The sequence below is a fragment of the Paenibacillus sp. Y301 genome (assembly GCF_059445505.1).
On the sequence record NZ_JCAIUL010000004.1, the window covers coordinates 38,884 to 54,992 of the forward strand.

Annotated in this window: 18 protein-coding genes and 1 pseudogene; 15 read left to right on the plus strand and 4 right to left on the minus strand. The window is 39.6% G+C overall.

Annotation, left to right across the window (positions count from 1 at the left end):
• Nucleotides 1–105: 105 nt before the first annotated feature.
• From AC1D69_RS08600 to AC1D69_RS08610, 3 genes and pseudogenes are all read left to right on the plus strand, one after another.
• Nucleotides 106–1,034: pseudogene (locus AC1D69_RS08600) on the plus strand (phosphotransferase).
• A 184-nt stretch (nt 1,035–1,218) separates the two neighbouring features.
• Nucleotides 1,219–1,518, plus strand: coding sequence for a hypothetical protein (locus AC1D69_RS08605; protein ID WP_495455739.1), 300 nt, complete (start codon nt 1,219–1,221; stop codon nt 1,516–1,518).
• A gap of 429 nt (nt 1,519–1,947) precedes the next feature.
• The gene (locus tag AC1D69_RS08610) at nt 1,948–2,202 is read left to right on the plus strand and encodes a hypothetical protein (RefSeq protein ID WP_495455740.1); all 255 of its coding nucleotides are present in this window, start codon (nt 1,948–1,950) and stop codon (nt 2,200–2,202) included.
• A gap of 246 nt (nt 2,203–2,448) precedes the next feature.
• On the opposite strand, the gene AC1D69_RS08615 is transcribed toward AC1D69_RS08610, so the two are convergent.
• Genes AC1D69_RS08615 through AC1D69_RS08625 form a run of 3 tightly spaced genes read right to left on the minus strand, consistent with a single transcriptional unit; the run spans nt 2,449 to nt 5,012 of the window.
• Nucleotides 2,449–2,730, minus strand: coding sequence for a DUF2071 domain-containing protein (locus AC1D69_RS08615; RefSeq protein WP_495455741.1), 282 nt, complete (start codon nt 2,728–2,730; stop codon nt 2,449–2,451).
• A 19-nt stretch (nt 2,731–2,749) separates the two neighbouring features.
• Complete coding sequence (gene gntK, locus AC1D69_RS08620) at nt 2,750–4,288, minus strand: gluconokinase (protein ID WP_495455742.1); 1,539 nt, start codon at nt 4,286–4,288, stop codon at nt 2,750–2,752.
• Nucleotides 4,281–5,012, minus strand: coding sequence for a GntR family transcriptional regulator (locus AC1D69_RS08625; protein ID WP_495455743.1), 732 nt, complete (start codon nt 5,010–5,012; stop codon nt 4,281–4,283). The genes gntK and AC1D69_RS08625 overlap by 8 nt, the downstream gene beginning before the upstream one ends.
• 275 nt (nt 5,013–5,287) lie before the next feature.
• On the opposite strand from AC1D69_RS08625, the gene AC1D69_RS08630 reads away from it, so the two are divergent.
• From AC1D69_RS08630 to AC1D69_RS08660, 7 genes are all read left to right on the plus strand, one after another.
• Entirely contained in the window at nt 5,288–8,194 is a 2,907-nt protein-coding gene (locus tag AC1D69_RS08630) for a glycoside hydrolase family 3 C-terminal domain-containing protein (RefSeq protein ID WP_495455744.1), read from the plus strand.
• A gap of 260 nt (nt 8,195–8,454) precedes the next feature.
• Entirely contained in the window at nt 8,455–8,844 is a 390-nt protein-coding gene (locus AC1D69_RS08635; protein ID WP_495455745.1) for a hypothetical protein, read from the plus strand.
• A gap of 41 nt (nt 8,845–8,885) precedes the next feature.
• On the plus strand, nt 8,886–9,440 hold the full coding sequence (locus AC1D69_RS08640) for a GNAT family N-acetyltransferase (RefSeq protein ID WP_495455746.1): 555 nt from the start codon (nt 8,886–8,888) through the stop codon (nt 9,438–9,440).
• A 117-nt stretch (nt 9,441–9,557) separates the two neighbouring features.
• The gene (locus AC1D69_RS08645) at nt 9,558–11,108 is read left to right on the plus strand and encodes a stalk domain-containing protein (protein WP_495455747.1); all 1,551 of its coding nucleotides are present in this window, start codon (nt 9,558–9,560) and stop codon (nt 11,106–11,108) included.
• 84 nt (nt 11,109–11,192) lie between these two features.
• The gene (locus tag AC1D69_RS08650) at nt 11,193–11,750 is read left to right on the plus strand and encodes a GNAT family N-acetyltransferase (protein WP_495455748.1); all 558 of its coding nucleotides are present in this window, start codon (nt 11,193–11,195) and stop codon (nt 11,748–11,750) included.
• Nucleotides 11,751–11,796: 46 nt separating this feature from the next.
• Complete coding sequence (locus tag AC1D69_RS08655; protein WP_495455749.1) at nt 11,797–12,354, plus strand: hypothetical protein; 558 nt, start codon at nt 11,797–11,799, stop codon at nt 12,352–12,354.
• A 136-nt stretch (nt 12,355–12,490) separates the two neighbouring features.
• Nucleotides 12,491–13,282, plus strand: coding sequence for a DUF695 domain-containing protein (locus AC1D69_RS08660; RefSeq protein ID WP_495455750.1), 792 nt, complete (start codon nt 12,491–12,493; stop codon nt 13,280–13,282).
• Between the two features lie 33 nt (nt 13,283–13,315).
• Here AC1D69_RS08660 and AC1D69_RS08665 read toward each other — a convergent pair whose 3' ends face one another.
• On the minus strand, nt 13,316–13,657 hold the full coding sequence (locus AC1D69_RS08665) for a winged helix-turn-helix transcriptional regulator (RefSeq protein ID WP_495456053.1): 342 nt from the start codon (nt 13,655–13,657) through the stop codon (nt 13,316–13,318).
• 106 nt (nt 13,658–13,763) lie between these two features.
• Between AC1D69_RS08665 and AC1D69_RS08670 the strand changes: the two genes are divergently transcribed.
• From AC1D69_RS08670 to AC1D69_RS08690, 5 genes are all read left to right on the plus strand, one after another.
• Nucleotides 13,764–14,147 (plus strand): RidA family protein, encoded by a 384-nt coding sequence (locus AC1D69_RS08670; protein ID WP_495455751.1) that lies wholly within the window; start codon nt 13,764–13,766, stop codon nt 14,145–14,147.
• A gap of 247 nt (nt 14,148–14,394) precedes the next feature.
• A complete protein-coding gene (locus tag AC1D69_RS08675; protein ID WP_495455752.1) occupies nt 14,395–14,565 on the plus strand; it encodes a hypothetical protein in 171 nt (56 codons plus the stop codon).
• A gap of 149 nt (nt 14,566–14,714) precedes the next feature.
• Nucleotides 14,715–15,233 carry a DinB family protein gene (locus AC1D69_RS08680; RefSeq protein WP_495455753.1) on the plus strand — a complete coding sequence of 173 codons (519 nt, stop codon included), beginning with the start codon at nt 14,715–14,717 and terminating at the stop codon, nt 15,231–15,233.
• A gap of 69 nt (nt 15,234–15,302) precedes the next feature.
• Nucleotides 15,303–15,608: a hypothetical protein gene (locus AC1D69_RS08685; protein ID WP_495455754.1), complete on the plus strand. Its 306-nt coding sequence runs from the start codon at nt 15,303–15,305 to the stop codon at nt 15,606–15,608.
• A 91-nt stretch (nt 15,609–15,699) separates the two neighbouring features.
• Nucleotides 15,700–16,047 carry a DUF3139 domain-containing protein gene (locus AC1D69_RS08690; protein ID WP_495455755.1) on the plus strand — a complete coding sequence of 116 codons (348 nt, stop codon included), beginning with the start codon at nt 15,700–15,702 and terminating at the stop codon, nt 16,045–16,047.
• Nucleotides 16,048–16,109 lie beyond the last annotated feature (62 nt).

Sequence of the window (16,109 nt, forward strand, 5' to 3'; positions counted from 1 at the left end):
TTATGGAATTATAATACAGTTGGGTTGCCGGCAATAAAAGAAGAAATGGAGTGTTGTTCCTTGAAATTTTATTGTCACCTTGATCCTGCTAGTCTACAGGAGTATATAGAGAAAGTCTTCGGTACAAGTTATTTAGTCGCAAATGTTACGAAAATGCATGGTGGTGCACAAAAGGTAGTCTATAAGGTGGATTGTACTAATGGATTTTCCTGCGTTTTGTATGTGTGGGACCTAACTATGAATTATTTTCAAGAGGAAATTTCCAATAACGACGTGAATGCACAATCCTTCGGCAGTGATTTATTTGAATTAAACAACAAGTATTTAATCGAACATTCCATTCGAACTCCTGCTCTTTATGATTTGAATAAGGAAAGGAATCGTTACACTTTTGATATGCTCTCGTTGAGTATGTAGCGGGCCAAAATGCTGAATTCTATTTTAAACATTCCGATTCACGGGTTACAGATAAAGTATTTGAACAGCTGGGGGAACTGATTACTGGCATGCATGCTAACGAAAGAGAAGTATACGGGAAGCCAGTTCACAATGAGAATAATACACGGCAATGTCATCTTATACAATTTGAAAATGCAAAACTGCAGTTATCTTATGCCTGTGAGCATATCAACGATATTAGAACAAATCAAAGCAAGCTGCTTGAGATGTTGTATGAACTTGAATCAAGAATAGAACCTAGAAGTCGTTATGGATTCATACACGGGGAACTAGGTCCTAATCATGTATTGGTTACTGATCTTCTGGAACCCTATTTAATTGATATTGAAGGAGCCGAGTTCTTTGATATTGAGCACGAACACAGTTTTTTAGAGTTCCGTTTTGGGGATTTCTACCGGTATCTGAAGAATGATAAACTCGATTTTAACAGGAAGTTATTTTATCAATATCATCATCATCTTTCATTAATCTCGGCTGGTTTAAAACTAATTCATAGAGGTTATCCAGATCAACAAACGGCAAGGGATATCTCCGATTATCATACCAAGTGTGCTTTGCAATTTATTGAAGGTTGAAATAACAGTCTGTGGATCACCTATTTATATAAAAGGTTCACGAAATCAGCAGTAAAAAATGTGTTAAGAAACCAGTTGACTTTGACGTCGTGTCGCACTCTATGCTGGTCTTGAAAGGAGGAGCTATGGAACTGCAGACGATTAGTGAGAAAGAAATCCAGAGAGTCTTGCAAAAGGAAGAGTCTTGAGTAGCACTAGCCGTTTTTCGCTACAGCTTCAACAATTCATGATTCAGACGAACCTCGCAAGTATAAAGCCTGATTTGCGTCATTATGGATTTCATCATCCGAATGGGGTTCAACTTGATGGGTCTAATCATGGGTACGAGAGATGGGTCACCCCAAACTGGGGCGATGCCGATTGCATGCATGGGTCCTTGGATGAACATTTAAATTACATTAATCAATACCATTTAAGTAATGAAGAAATGGATAAAGTTGTGCAATTGGATCTTCTTCTTCCCGTTAAGTCAAAGTTGAAGTGAACTGCTATGAATATTATTGTAGAGGTACTCTTGAAGAGAGTGCCTTTTTTTAGTACAAAGTTCCTGACACTTCATAAGCCAATTATGTTGTTCATCAATTCGTAAGTTAAACTATTGGCGGTAGCGTAAATATCCAAGGGAACTCGATTCAGATCAAGGTGCCGGAGATTGAAATAATAATTGGACCAACGACTGTATCATTGAATGTAATACCAGAAGCCACTACGGGGAATGGATATACCACGGAGGCTAGTGAATACTATTAAATAAGTGGTTCCCAGACATTAATTATGAAGGGAAGACTGTTGATGCTTATCTTGGAAGTAACAATAATGACTCAGATTATGCAGTTATTGTAACTCTTTCAGATCTTAAGGAAGCCCAGAAAGTCTTAGATTTTGCATCAGATGATGAACAATCCATTATAAAATGCTACAAGGTATTGCTGACAAAGTACATACTGAATTTAGAAAAGAAGAGTTCACTATTTTATTCATACAGAATATAAATTCAATCACCGATCCATCTAATGCCTTCAATGCTAATGATACAACTGAAATAACTCAACTGCCAGAAGGCACTTACAATGTGGTCTCTGCTATGTTTGCTGTTAATTACGACTTCAATGATGGCACATATTTTCACTATAACTTTTACTGGAGACAAAGCTATGGAATTGGATAGTGGGGAACTTAAGTAAACAATCTTACAGAACCAAAGGCTTTCATCAAGCTCTATCTCTGTTTTGTACAAAACTAAAGAGTCCTCAATACTAAACTAGAAAAATTTATAGTTGTTACATCTGTAATAGATGTTCAGGTAAACTTAACAGGAGTGAAACGGTTAAGACCCGTTCACTCCTGTTTTTATTACTAGCCTTGTTTTCTCTGAGAATATGGAAATTCAGTCTTCGTCAAAAGTAAGATAGATTTACACTCGAAGTAGCGGCCAGACTCGCACGTCGACGCCTTGTGAATAGTGAAGCACTGGCGGCACCTGCTCTACGATAATGCCTTGGGCTGATAGAATCGTGTTTGTACGGATTTCGGCTTCTGCGCGTTGCAGAGGCCAAGGCCGGTGTAAAATGTCGCAACGTAGAGCATTGCCTTTGGCATTAGTCGAGTAGAAGCAATACCGCTCGGTGAGCCACTCATCGAAAGAGCCTTTTGTAGCCAAAAAGGGTTCGGAGGTAGCGCGATAGGTGCAACTCAAGGAGACTTCAGTATGCTTGTTAGTGTTTAATTAAGCTTCTTTGATAATTGGCAATCCGAGTATAATCCTCTTCTAATACTCTAGAAATGTTAATGAAGATTGGAAGTAAGTGCCTATATTCCTTCGTTGCTTCTTGGTTTGGTGTGTGTTTGTAGGTACTGCCAACCATTTCAGAAACGACTTCAAATGAGTTGATCTTTCCTGTGGCGTATAAGCCTAAGATACAAGCACCTAGACAAGAACTTTCGTAGCTTTCTGGAATAATTACTTCAGAATCAAATATATCGGACATCATTTGCCGCCAAACATCTGATCTTGCAAAGCCTCCGGTAGCTTGGATTCGAGTCACAGGACCGTCCATGCATTCGATTAATGCTAAGAACACGGTGTATAAATTGTAAATGATACCTTCTAGGGCTGCGCGAATCATATGTTCCTTCTTATGTGACATCGTTAAACCGAAGAATGAGCCACGTACATCTGGATTCCATAATGGTGCACGTTCACCAGAGAGGTACGGATGGAACAACAATCCGTCTGATCCTGGTCTTACACGTTCAGCAATCTTGGTTAGTACTTCATATGGATCAATTCCTAATCTTTTTGCTGTTTCTACTTCTGATGAGGCAAGTTCATCACGGATCCAGCGAAGGACCATCCCACCATTGTTTACTGGCCCACCAATGACCCAGTGCTTTTCCGTTAAGGCATAACAGAATATTCTTTCCTTTTCATCGGTCTGCGGCTTGTCAATTATGGTGCGAATTGCACCGCTTGTTCCAATGGTAATGGCAATTTCGCCTTTGCGTATCGCATTTACACCTAGATTAGAAAGGACGCCGTCGCTTGCACCAATGACAAACGATGTTTGTGGATCGATCCCCATTTTTTGTGCCAAATCTGAATCACAGTTAGTAAATATCTTGGTTGTTGGTACGAGCTCAGATAATTGAGTAGGTGTTATGCCAGCAATTTGTAATGCTTCTTCATCCCAATCTAGTGTGTTGAGATTCATCATACCCATGGCTGAAGCTATGGAATGATCGACAACATATTGATCAAAGAACTTTTTGAAAATATATTCTTTAATTCCGATATATTTGTTAACCTTAGTAGCGATTTCAGGAAGGTCATTCACAATCCAAGCTATTTTAGTTAATGGTGACATTGGGTGAATCGGTGTTCCCGTGCGTTTATAGATTTCATGGCCATTCAACTCATCTTTTATTGTGTGTGACCATGTTTCACTTCGGTTATCTGCCCAAGTAATACAAGGCGTCAGCGGCTGATCATTGTAACCCATAGCAATGACACTATGCATGGCACTGCTAAATGAAACAAATGATATCCTTTTGTGTGAATGATTTTTCATTATCTTCGAAATGGTTTGTAGGACAGCCTGGAAAATTTCTTCTGGGTCTTGTTCAGCTGTCGACATATCGGGTGTATAAAGCGGGTACCCTATATTTTCTTGTTGAATGACTTCGCCTTTTTCACTAAATAAAACGCCTTTTGTACTTGTGGTTCCGATATCTATACCTAACATATAGTTAGTCATTGTGCTGCACAACTCCTTTCGAGAGCATTTGTTGTGATATCCATAGGTCTTCTACTTTGCCTTGAACATCATCAAAATTGTCATGTAAGGACTTACTCATGAGTTCTCTATCTTTTGTTCGGATCGCCTCAATGTAAAGCTCATGATTGTTTATAATGCGGGTGAAATCTTGATAGTTTTCTTCGAAGCGCCTACGCATCGACAAAAGAATAAAGCTCTCCATAACGGGCTTTAAATTATTCCAGATCAACAGGATGTATGAATGATTAGCTGACCGAATAATCGTTTCATGAAACAAGACATCTTGATAGGAAAACTCATCAGCATCACTATATTTGATTGCGACGTTCATCATTTCTAGTATTTTACTAAGTTCCTTTATTAATTCATTCGTATCTATTCTTACAAGGCGTTCAAATACAAATGATTCTATAAGTAAACGCATATCGTAAATTTCTTCTATTTCTTTATTTGATAAACCAATAACAACGGCACCCATTCTTTCTAATCGGATGATATTTTCGGATGCTAATATTTTTAACGCTTCACGTATGGGTGAGCGACTTACAGCGAAATCTATAGCTAATTTATTTTCAGAAAGTATGGTACCGCTTTCGATGTGGCCAGAAATAATACGCATTCTAAGCTCGTATGTTACACGGTTACCAGCAGAGGATTTCGAAAGCCATTTGGATGGATATAGGAATCCATTTGATTCGGTCATAAATTCACCTCTTTATTCATCTTGTATGCTAGTATACAAGTATTATATTCTTGGATTTTTGATTTCGCAAGCGGTTTCACTAAAAGTACGTCCTCGTCATGATATTTGAAAAGAAGGGATGGGGAATATTTCGAATGGAGAATCGCCAGCGATGGTAAATACAAAGGCATATATCCCTAATAACCTATGAAAACGTCTCTAATTATTAGGGTAGCCATAAGTAGACAATCTTCGTTAAAATAACGCAATAGGCAACTGACAAAGGGAGGTTCATCATGTCTGAAACAAACAATTATCCATTCCAGAACACTTCTCTTCCACTAGAGGAACGCGTAAACGACCTCGTTTCACGCTTCACGTTGGAGGAAAAAGTGGGACTTATGATTCAATATCAAACGGCCGTTGAACGGCTTGGTGTGAAAGCGTATAAACATGGTACGGAAGCAGCTCATGGTATGGCTTGGCTTGGCGAAGCGACAGGATATCCGCAACCGATTGGCCTAGGATGCACTTGGGATACCGAACTTATGCAACGAATTGGTAGCGCTATCGGTGATGAGGCACGTGGCTTCTATAAACAAAATCCAGAGATTAACGGATTGACGCTCTGGGCGCCAACTGTTGATATGGAACGCGACCCACGTTGGGGTCGGACTGAGGAAGCATACGGGGAAGATCCGATCCTTGCAGGTAAGCTTGCATCATCACTTGTTCAAGGGATACAAGGCGATCATCCGAAATATTTGAAAGCGATTGCTACACTGAAACATTTTATTGCAAATAATAATGAAGTAGGACGCGGAGACCAATCGGTTAGTATTGATCCACGTAATATGCGCGAATATTATTTGAAAGCATTTGAGATTCCGTTTAAGGAAGGCGGCGCCCAGTCCATGATGACGGCCTATAATGCCGTTAATGGAGTGCCTGCGAATCTGATGCCAGAAGTGAATGAGATTGTTAAGCAAGAGTGGGGCATGGATGGTTTTGTGGTCAGCGATGCGTTCGACGTGTCTGGTACGGTGCGCGACCATGGTTATTTGGAGACACATAAGGAAGCCGTTGCCCGTTCTGTGAAAGAAGGCGGCATCGATAGTATCACTGACAATGGAGATTTAATGAAGCAATCGCTACGCGAAGCGTTGGATGAAGGAATGCTTACAGAGGGCGATTTAGATGTGGCCTTACGTAATACGTTCCGCGTTCGTTTCCGTTTAGGTGAGTTCGATCCTGAGGAAGACAATCCGTATGCTGCTATTGATGAGTCTATTATTATGCAACCAGAGCATGCGAAGCTGTCACGTGAAGCTACAGAAAAGGCTGTTGTTCTTCTGAAAAATGAAGGAGGCATGCTACCGCTACAGGCAGATAAGCTGAAAAAAGTCGCTGTTATTGGACCCCTTGGTGGTACCGTATATCGAGACTGGTACAGCGGTTCCATGCCTTATGCAATTACGCCTTTGCAAGGTATTCAAGAAAAGCTGAAGGCACATGGAGGACAAACGACATTCTCCGGTGGTACAGATCGAGTGAAGCTGAAGTCGAAGCGCAATGGACGTTATGTTCAAGTACAAGATGGTGAACACGCAGCTCTAGCTGCAAGCGGCAATGCTGGCGAACAAGCTTCTGTATTTGAATTAACGGATTGGGGCTGGGACAGTCATACAATTATCGCTGAGAATAACGGACTTTACCTAACGACGGATGATCGGATCGTAAAAGCCTCAGCTGATAAAATCTGGGAGTGGTTCACGAAGGAAGTATTCCTTGTTCGTCCTTCAGAAGAAGGAACGGATCAAGTAACCTTCTCAACATGGAACGATACACCGGTTACGGTCAACTCGGATAACGGAGAATTGCTTGTAGGTAGCGGTAGCGCTGAAGAAACGGCTAACGAGATCAATGTGGCGGGTGCGGCATCTGTAGCAAACAGCGAAGAAGATAAGATTACTGCCGATGTTTTTGAAATGGAGAAAGTAACGGATAAATTCCAGGCGGCAAAAGAAGTGGCTAGCGATGCAGATCTTGCTGTTGTATTCGTCGGCAATCATCCGCTCATTAATGGTAAAGAGACGGTCGACCGTCCAGACATCACACTTCCTGAATCGCAGGAGCAACTGATTAGAGAAGTTATGTCTGTGAACCGGAACACGATTGTGGTCGTTGTGGGTAGTTATCCATTTGCTCTGAATTGGGTAGACGAGAACGTTCCAGCTATTCTGTACACCTCTCATGCAGGTCAAGAGTTGGGTAATGCCGTTACTGATGTGCTCTTCGGTGATGTGAACCCGGCAGGACGTCTGAACATGACTTGGTATAAATCTGTTGATCAGCTACCAGAGTTTATGGATTATGACATTATTAAGGGTGATAGAACCTATCGTTATTTCAAAGGAGATGTACTCTATCCGTTCGGACATGGGTTGTCCTATAGCACATTCCGTTATGATAATTTGATTCTTGATCGTAAGCAGGTTTCTGTGGATCAAGATCGTGAGATCAGCATGACAGTTCGGGTGACCAATACTAGTGACTGTACAGGAGAAGAAGTGGTGCAGCTGTATGGACATGCGGAGACCTCTCGTGTAAAACGTCCCTTGAAGCAGTTACTTGCATTCCGTCGGGTACTGTTACAGCCTGGTGAATCAGTAGATGTGAGCTTCAAGCTACCAATGACCGAGCTAGCGATGTGGGATGTTACTCGTGAGCGTTATGCAATCGAGAACGGCACGTTCCTCTTCATGGCTGGTTCTTCATCAGCAAACTTGCCGCTACATGCTGCGCTTGATGTACAGGGCGAAGTGATTCCACCACGTGATTTGAAGCAGTCTGTGAAGGCAATGAACTATGATGCTTACGAAGGCGTGTTGATCGGTGAATGTTGTGAAGGCGGTAGTGCTACTGAAGTGAAGGAGCAATCCGGATGGATTTCCTTTGAAGACGCTGAATTCGGCGAGGGAGTAAACACGGTGAATCTTCGCGTTGCTTGCCAGTCGGCAGCATCAGTCGAGGTTCGTCTGAATAGCCCTGAAGGTCCTCTTGCTGGACGAGTGGAACTATCGGAAGGTGGCGCTCAAGAATGGCGTAACTATACTGCTGAGGTGAGCGGAGTAAGTGGACGTCAGGACGTGTTCATTGTTCTCAACGGTAAAGTGTCGCTGAAGACGGTTCAATTTGTGTAATCATCGTCAAGCAATATAACAAATCATGTAGAAGACTGAGTTCCCTTTTGGGGCTCGGTCTTTTTTTTGACTGAATCATTGCTAGAAAGAGAGTTGGATACAAATTCATAGACAAAAAGGAAAATGTTGGTATATTATGTGTGGAAGTATAAGAAGTGAGTATGAATAGACAGCATTACGATACCACTCCTTACGGTCACTTAAGCTTGTTATCGTGATAATCGAAATGAGGTGAAATTATGAAAAATATATCAAAAAAGATGATATCTATAATGTTATTAGCAATAGTAATCATTGGTTTAGCTCTTAGTCTTCTTATCTATTATAATCTGAGGATGTATTTGCCAGAATTACCAGTCGAGGGAGTATCCAAACAGCAAGCGTATGCAAAGATATCCAACAGCTACGATACGATCGAATTTCTTAGTCATAGGGATAATTATAATTGGTATATCTATCAAGGGAATACGAAGGATGGTATGGATGAACTAATTCAACGATTTAACACAATAGGATTACAATTCAAAGAACAAATTGGGGCTGGGTATTTTTTTACTGATGATAATAAAACGGATGTAATCATTGTTGAATCACAGATGTGGACAAGTAAATATATTATTTATAAAGTGACTGATGAAGTGAAGTTCTAGATATTACTTTTAGATATGAACCTTTGAAAGGATGATTACTTATGCCACATATCGTTGGAGACAGAATTGTACTTAGAGAATACCGAGACTCAGATTTAGATTATATAAGAGAATGGGTTAATGACCCGGAAATAACCAACACGTTATCTGATAATTTCCTATATCCGCACACCAAGTATGAGACAGAGTCGTTCTTTAGGTTGGTAGTTGAAGGTAAGTCTAGAAACAAAAGTTTTATTATAGCAGCCAAAGACTCTTTAGAATACATCGGTCAAATTGATTTATACAGAATGGACTGGAGGAATCGATTCGCTCTACTGGCTATTGTTATAGGAAGAAAAGAATATTTAGGCAAAGGCTATGGGAGTGAAGCAATTCAACTACTCCAGAAGTTTGCTTTCGAGGAACTCAATTTAAATAGAATAGAGCTTGAAGTATACGAATACAACAAAAGAGCGTATAAATGTTATCTGAAATGTGGATTCATAGAAGAAGGGAGATATAGAAAAAAGATGTACAAGCAAGGTCAATACTGGGATAGCATATGTATGAGTATTTTAAAAAGTGATTATGAGCATACCAGCTCTTTGAAATAAAGAAAGTTAGGATATGAGAATTGCTCGAATAAAAAATGATAGGAGAGTGTGAAAAATGGAAGAAAGATCCGATATAAAGAAGGAGTTATCATAAGTTGCTAAAAGGGGAGTTCATAATTGCGTACATCATTCGTTAAAAAGTTAGTTGTCTTTTGCATGGCCCTTCTATTCATTCCAATATTACCTACTTGGGCAGATTCCATTATTCCGGATCCGGTCTTAGCGAAGGCCATTCGGACAGAATTACATTTGCCTTCTGGTAAAGAACTAACGTCATCGGATTTGAAGAAGCTAGAATCCTTGTACCCAGCGGAATCAAAAGAGAAAATCACCCGCCTACAAGGAATTGAAAATGCCGTGAATATGGAGGATTTTTTTCTAACTAACCACAGTATCAAGGATATTACACCAATTGCGAAGTTGAAGAAGTTGACATTCTTGGCTCTCGACGGGAATCAGATTACGGACCTCACGCCTCTATCTGGGTTAAGTTCGCTGGAGAACCTGGTCATTGTAGAGAACAAGGTCAGTAACCTGAAGCCATTACAGAATTTAAGCATGCTGACTGATCTACTGGCCAGTAACAATCTGGTGATAGACCTGAATCCGATTAAGACGATGAAGTTACAGTGGCTCTTTCTGGATAACAATAAGATCCAAGATCTTACACCGCTGAAAAACCATCCAACAATCGAACATCTTTATCTTGGGGGCAACCTCATTGCAGATATTCGTGTCCTTGAAACGATACCGAATTTACAAGAGGTATCACTTATCAACAACCCATTGAATGAACAATCGCTTAAGGTAATAGAAAATTTAGAGAAAAAAGGCGTTGCTGTTGAATATAGCTCGACAAAGGCAGGCAATGCAAATAAACAAATTCAAGTTCTCCTAGACGCCGAACTGGTTACTTTCGATGTTCCACCTTTTATGAAGAATGGAAGCGTAATGGTTCCTTTCCGGCCCCTGTTCGAACAACTTGGCTTGAAGGTTACATGGAACAAGGATGAGCAGACCATCATCGGTGAAAAAGAAGGTACGACAATCAAGATGCAGGTGGGCTTGTCTAACGCTGAAGTGAATGGGAAGACCATCTCACTTGCTGTTGCGCCGACGATCGTGTCGGGCAATACGTTTGTTCCGCTACGATTCATAGCCGAATCCCTGAACGCGAAGGTAGATTGGGAAGCTGGCTCTAAGATAGCCGTTATCCAAAGCAAGCAGCAGATCCTATCTTCGGACCGCTCCGTGAAAGTCACGGCTTATGGAAAGTGGAGTGTTATAGAAGATGCTTCAAAATATGCGAAGCTAGCAATCAAATCTTACAATAAGAGCACGCTGATCGTAAATGAAATTCCAAAGAAAGATCTGACCTCGAACACAGATCTAGCTGCTTTCTATCAGAATACGAAAAAGGAGATCATTGCTAACTCCGATATCGAGATTGTGGAAGAAACGGAGGGGTCATTCCTGGGGCATCCTGCGAAAAACATGGCTTACTACAAGATGGAAAACAAAGAATGGGAATCCTTTATTTGCGTAGCGATTTTCTTCGAAGCGAATGATCATTTCTACCAGGTAACGGTTTCTGCGAATAACGACCTATCGAAAGAGGAAATAAATTCATTGGATGAGATGGTTGCCTCTTTGAAGTTGAATCCATAGTAAAAGAGTGCCTTAGAGATGCTCCATGGGGGCAACTCTGAGGTATTTTTTTGTGATATGGTATTTAGAAAAAGGAGAATGATTATGAATTCAGAGTTTGCATTTATTGATTTCCCTCGGTTAAAGACAGAACGGTTTACATTAAGGAAAGCGGAAGAGAACGATCGCTATGATATATTTCAGCTTTATTCACAAGAGGCCGTGGTGAAATATATGCCATTCACACCTTTCACATCAGTCGAGGATGCGATAGATGAAATGAAATGGTATCACAAAATTTTCAAAGAACAATCGGGTTTACGTTGGATGATTGAAAATAGTGAGTCCCAAAAGGTGATTGGAACATGCGGATTCCTGAACTATGAGAAGGAACATCATCGTGTTGAGATTGGATATGATTTAACCCCTGAATTTTGGGGAAAGGGGATCATGATAGAGGTAGTGAACTGTGTTATGGAGTTTGGATTCTTGACCATGGATCTAAATAAAATTGAAGCGAAAGTCGAACCGGCGAATGAGGCTTCGATCCAATTGATACATAAGCTAGGCTTCCACAAAGAAGGAGTCTTGAGGCAACATGAGTTCGAAAAAGGGAAATATGTTGATCTTGCTATCTTCTCAAAGTTGAAAAGTGAGTATTAACCTCTTAGCTTCATTATGTATAAGCAACTCAGAAGGAGTGGATAAATTGAAAGATAATCGATTATTAAAGATCCATAATCACGAAATTGAAGACCAATTACAAAGGATAACTGACACGGAGATCTTACTGAATTTTCAAGAGGCAATTACCGATTTATACTCGCGATTAATAACAATCCATGCCTTTTGTTATGATAGCTGGGACGCAATAGTTGAGCATTTATTCAATAAGATGGTATGGCAGACCTTTTCATGGAAGTATGGAGTAGCTACATCTCGCGATTATTCACATCAATATGCGTTTGAATGCCCTGACCAAAATAAAAGCTATATTGAATGCAAACCAACAAAAAACAAAATAAGAATATTGAGAAATTTTGAATGGTCTGATTATCAATATTCAAAGAATCAAAGGATATTATTTAAAGAATTTGCTGATGGAGTACACTTCTTGACCGGTACATTAACAGCGGAAGAAGCAAAGAATGTTACATTTCACTTAGTCAGAGCGGATATATTTACATTGGATAATAGCGGATTGAAGGAAGAGATATATTTAGAAGTGAAAGATTTAGAATTTGAGGTTGTATTCGTAGATGTATAACGTAGATGTCTGATTGGAATTTTGATGGTTATATGGATATTATTTTGTGGAAGGAGGCAGGGGGTACTTCGCTTAATTCACTATAAAGACTGATATACTGGGTTTAGATCAACAGAAATATTAAGGCGGTGTAGGAATGTCAGATAATTGGAATACTTACTTTACTTTCATCGATGATAAACCAGCTTCAATCTTGTTGGATCTGGAACCATGGGAAAATGGTGAAAATGAGGGGGTAGTCCGTTTATATCAACTCAGGGTTGCATTAAATGAACCAAATGAAGATGGACTTACCAGCGATAAAGAAGCAACAGTTTTGTATGCTATCGAGGATTCAATCCATGATTCTTTGGATACTAATTATATGTTTGTCGGAAGGATCACCACGGATGGTAGGAGAGATTTTTTTTACTATACGGATTCTATGGATGGAAGCGAATTGGAGTGTCTTGCCGACAAGTCTCTTGAAAATTATAAGTACAGCATTAACCTCATGGATGAACAGAAGCCTGGGGCCTTCTATTATGAGTATCTATATCCCAATCAATTGGATTGGCATCGAATGGGTAACAGACAGTTGGTAGACAAGCTTATTGAGCTTGGAGACATTTTAGATAAATCGCGAACAGTGAATCACTGGATATATTTCAATTCAGCAGAGTCACGTAATCTGTTCAATGAGAAAGTTCAAAAAGACGGTTATCATATCGAAGATCAAGGTACTCAAGATAAACAAGATAATAAGTATTCGATAAAAATTTCTAGAAATGACTATGTTCATCTTCAATCCATCGGTGACGTAACGGACTATTTAGTGAGTGCAGCACAAGAATTTAATGGAGATTATGATGGCTGGGAAACTAAAGTAATGAAAGATCAGGAAGGTTTTGTGAGTAGGTTGAAAAGAATGTTTAAGTCTAAGAAATAGCCTGAAGGATCAGCTCACATTTGGTTTACCTATTTAATTATGTTGGTTTTTGGTTCCCCATTCACATAACCCTTCCAGAACAGGTAGTAGTGTATTCGTCTTTTCTGTGAGACTGTACTCGACTTTTGGAGGGATTTGGGGATACTCTTTTCGGTTAACCCTACCATCAGCTTCCAACTCTTTGAGTTGTGAACTTAACATTTTGTACGTAATAACTCCAATCTGTCTTTTTAGATCATTAAAGCGAACTGTTTGGTTTTCTGCTAGGAGATAAAGAATAACCATCTTCCATTTACCACCAATAACTGACAATGTATAACCAAAAGGAGTATCTTCAATATTTTTAACTTTGCCTTTATATTCTGCCATACTCATCATCTACACTATCCTTTCTGATAGTACATATCATTAAAGTGCGTACTATTTTTTAATGTATATTCATTTTATACTAACCTTACGTTGAACTAAAGGAGAGAATAAAATGACAAATGTTAAAACTTATAATCACGATCTTTGGGATCACGGCATTACCCAAGGATACAGCGTAAATGGCACGATCTACATTTCGGGACAATTTTCCCACGATACCGAGGGTGCGTTCGTTGGTGAGGGCGATATCGAGGCACAGACCCGGCAGACGCTGGAGAATCTCGATCGGGTGCTAGCGGAATTTGGTGTCACGAAGTCGAACCTCGCTTATGTGGAGGTCTATCTGACAAACGCGCAAGAACATTTCGAACCATGTATTAAGCTGTTCAAGGATTACGTGGGAGAACATCGACCAGCCGGCAGTTGCATTGGCGTGAATTATCTGGCATCCCCTGTGCAACTGATTGAAATCAGCGCCGAAGCCCATACGGATTAAGGTTGTCATGGTGCCGGACGTCTTCTATTTTAAACGGCACCGCCAAGTAGATGGAAACGTATTTTGATGAAAAGATATACATCATATAACAACGCATTAACGAAATATATAAGGAGAGAATTTGGCAGTCGCCTTTTATCACGTATTGTTTAACGGTGTATACAGCAACTGAAGGTCATTTGCATAAAAACCATTGAATGACCGCATCCTATACAGAAAATATGTTGTTAAAGGAGATGCGCTACCTATGGAGGATCAACAACCACTACAAACAAGCGACAAAGAAGCTAAGAAGATACAGAAATTAAACACGACCCTCACTGGGGAGAATGATACCGAGTTTGCAGATGAGCTTACCAACAAAGATATCAAATCTGCATTTAAGAATCCGATCACCGGCGAGGAGCGCTTGTATTAGTCCCTAATACGAGTGATTTTACGAGTGTGCAGATGCTAAGCCCTTGAGTTTAAGGGCTTTTTTTCGTGCTTAGGCGTATCATTATGTGGGAAGGGGCTGATATAATCGAATCAGGTAATATGAGGATATATTGGAAGAGGTGAGGCGAATTGAATTATCTAGAACTAATTGATGTATACAAGATCGATCTCAAGCGTTATTCTATGAACCAATTAAGATATGCACCCAAGCAAGGCGTGTGGTCTCTTGGCCAAATGTATGATCATGTAATACTCACAGCACTCGATTATCTCGACCAAGTGGAATGTTGTGCTTCAGCAAGTGAGGAGCAAAGGGAAGGGAAGACGGAGGCTGGGGTTCAATTATTTAACGCTGGTTCATTCCCTCCGATAAAAATTAAATTACCAGAAGGACCTGCAAATACCCCGAATAATTCAAAAACCGTCGATGATCTAATGTCCGGACTGGATATGGTGGTTAAGAGAATGTCTGATTGGGAAGAGAAGGTAGATACGATAAATCCAAATTATAAAGTTAGACATGGAGGCTTTGGGTGGCTCACTGCACGGGAGTGGTACGACTTAGTCAGTATGCATTTTCGCCATCACTTGCGCCAGAAGGAAGAACTGGAACAAAGTCTTGATTTTAATATGGATGTGAACGGCTGACAAGTAGGAATAGATTATAGGGTAATGAATGTAAATAGATGTCTAATACTACGTAAATGAGGTGAAGAAATGAAAAAAACAATAAACACTGTTGGTTTTATTGCAGGAGGGATTCTTTTACTGCTGTATCCCTTTGTTTTAATGGCAAACATAATGCAATTAGCAGGCGTTTCTAATAATGAGAATGTTTTTTTGAAAATAATAGTTAACCTATTTATATTTTCAAGCAGCACTTATTTATTAACATATATTGGATGCTTGATCACTTATATCATAAAAAGAAATAAAAATAATCTAATATCCTTGATACCTTTAGCTCAAATAGTCGTAACAGTTATACTATTTTTCATTTGGATGGTTATAGATAATTCGTAGATTGATAATGCAGAAGAAATTAAGGATTGAGTGAGTTTATTTTAGAAAAGAAAAAACAGAGGAAAACAAAAAAATAGGAATGATTATTATAATGAAAAAGAAAAAAGTGCTAATAGTAATCGTTATAATGATTCTCGTAATAACACCATTTGTTTATGTACAAGCGAATAAAATGATATATAAAAATAGGGTGACGAACTACCTATTCGAAACGCAAAATTATAGTGAAGAAGAGATAGAGGTTGTTAAAGGGATATGGGGTATCAAGTTACCCTCATTTTTCGCAGTGGTCATCTTTAAAGATGAACCCAACGTTGAATATGTATATTTTGCGCATAATGAAGTATTACAGTTCGATTATAGGTTAACAAAAGAAGGGACAAAAAGGGGTATCACTGTATCGGATTTAAAGCATTATGTTCCACTTGATTCGTATTGAAGAGGTAGCTAGAGTAAATGAATTTATCTAGAGGCTATGAATTAAAAAACTTGGAGGGAATT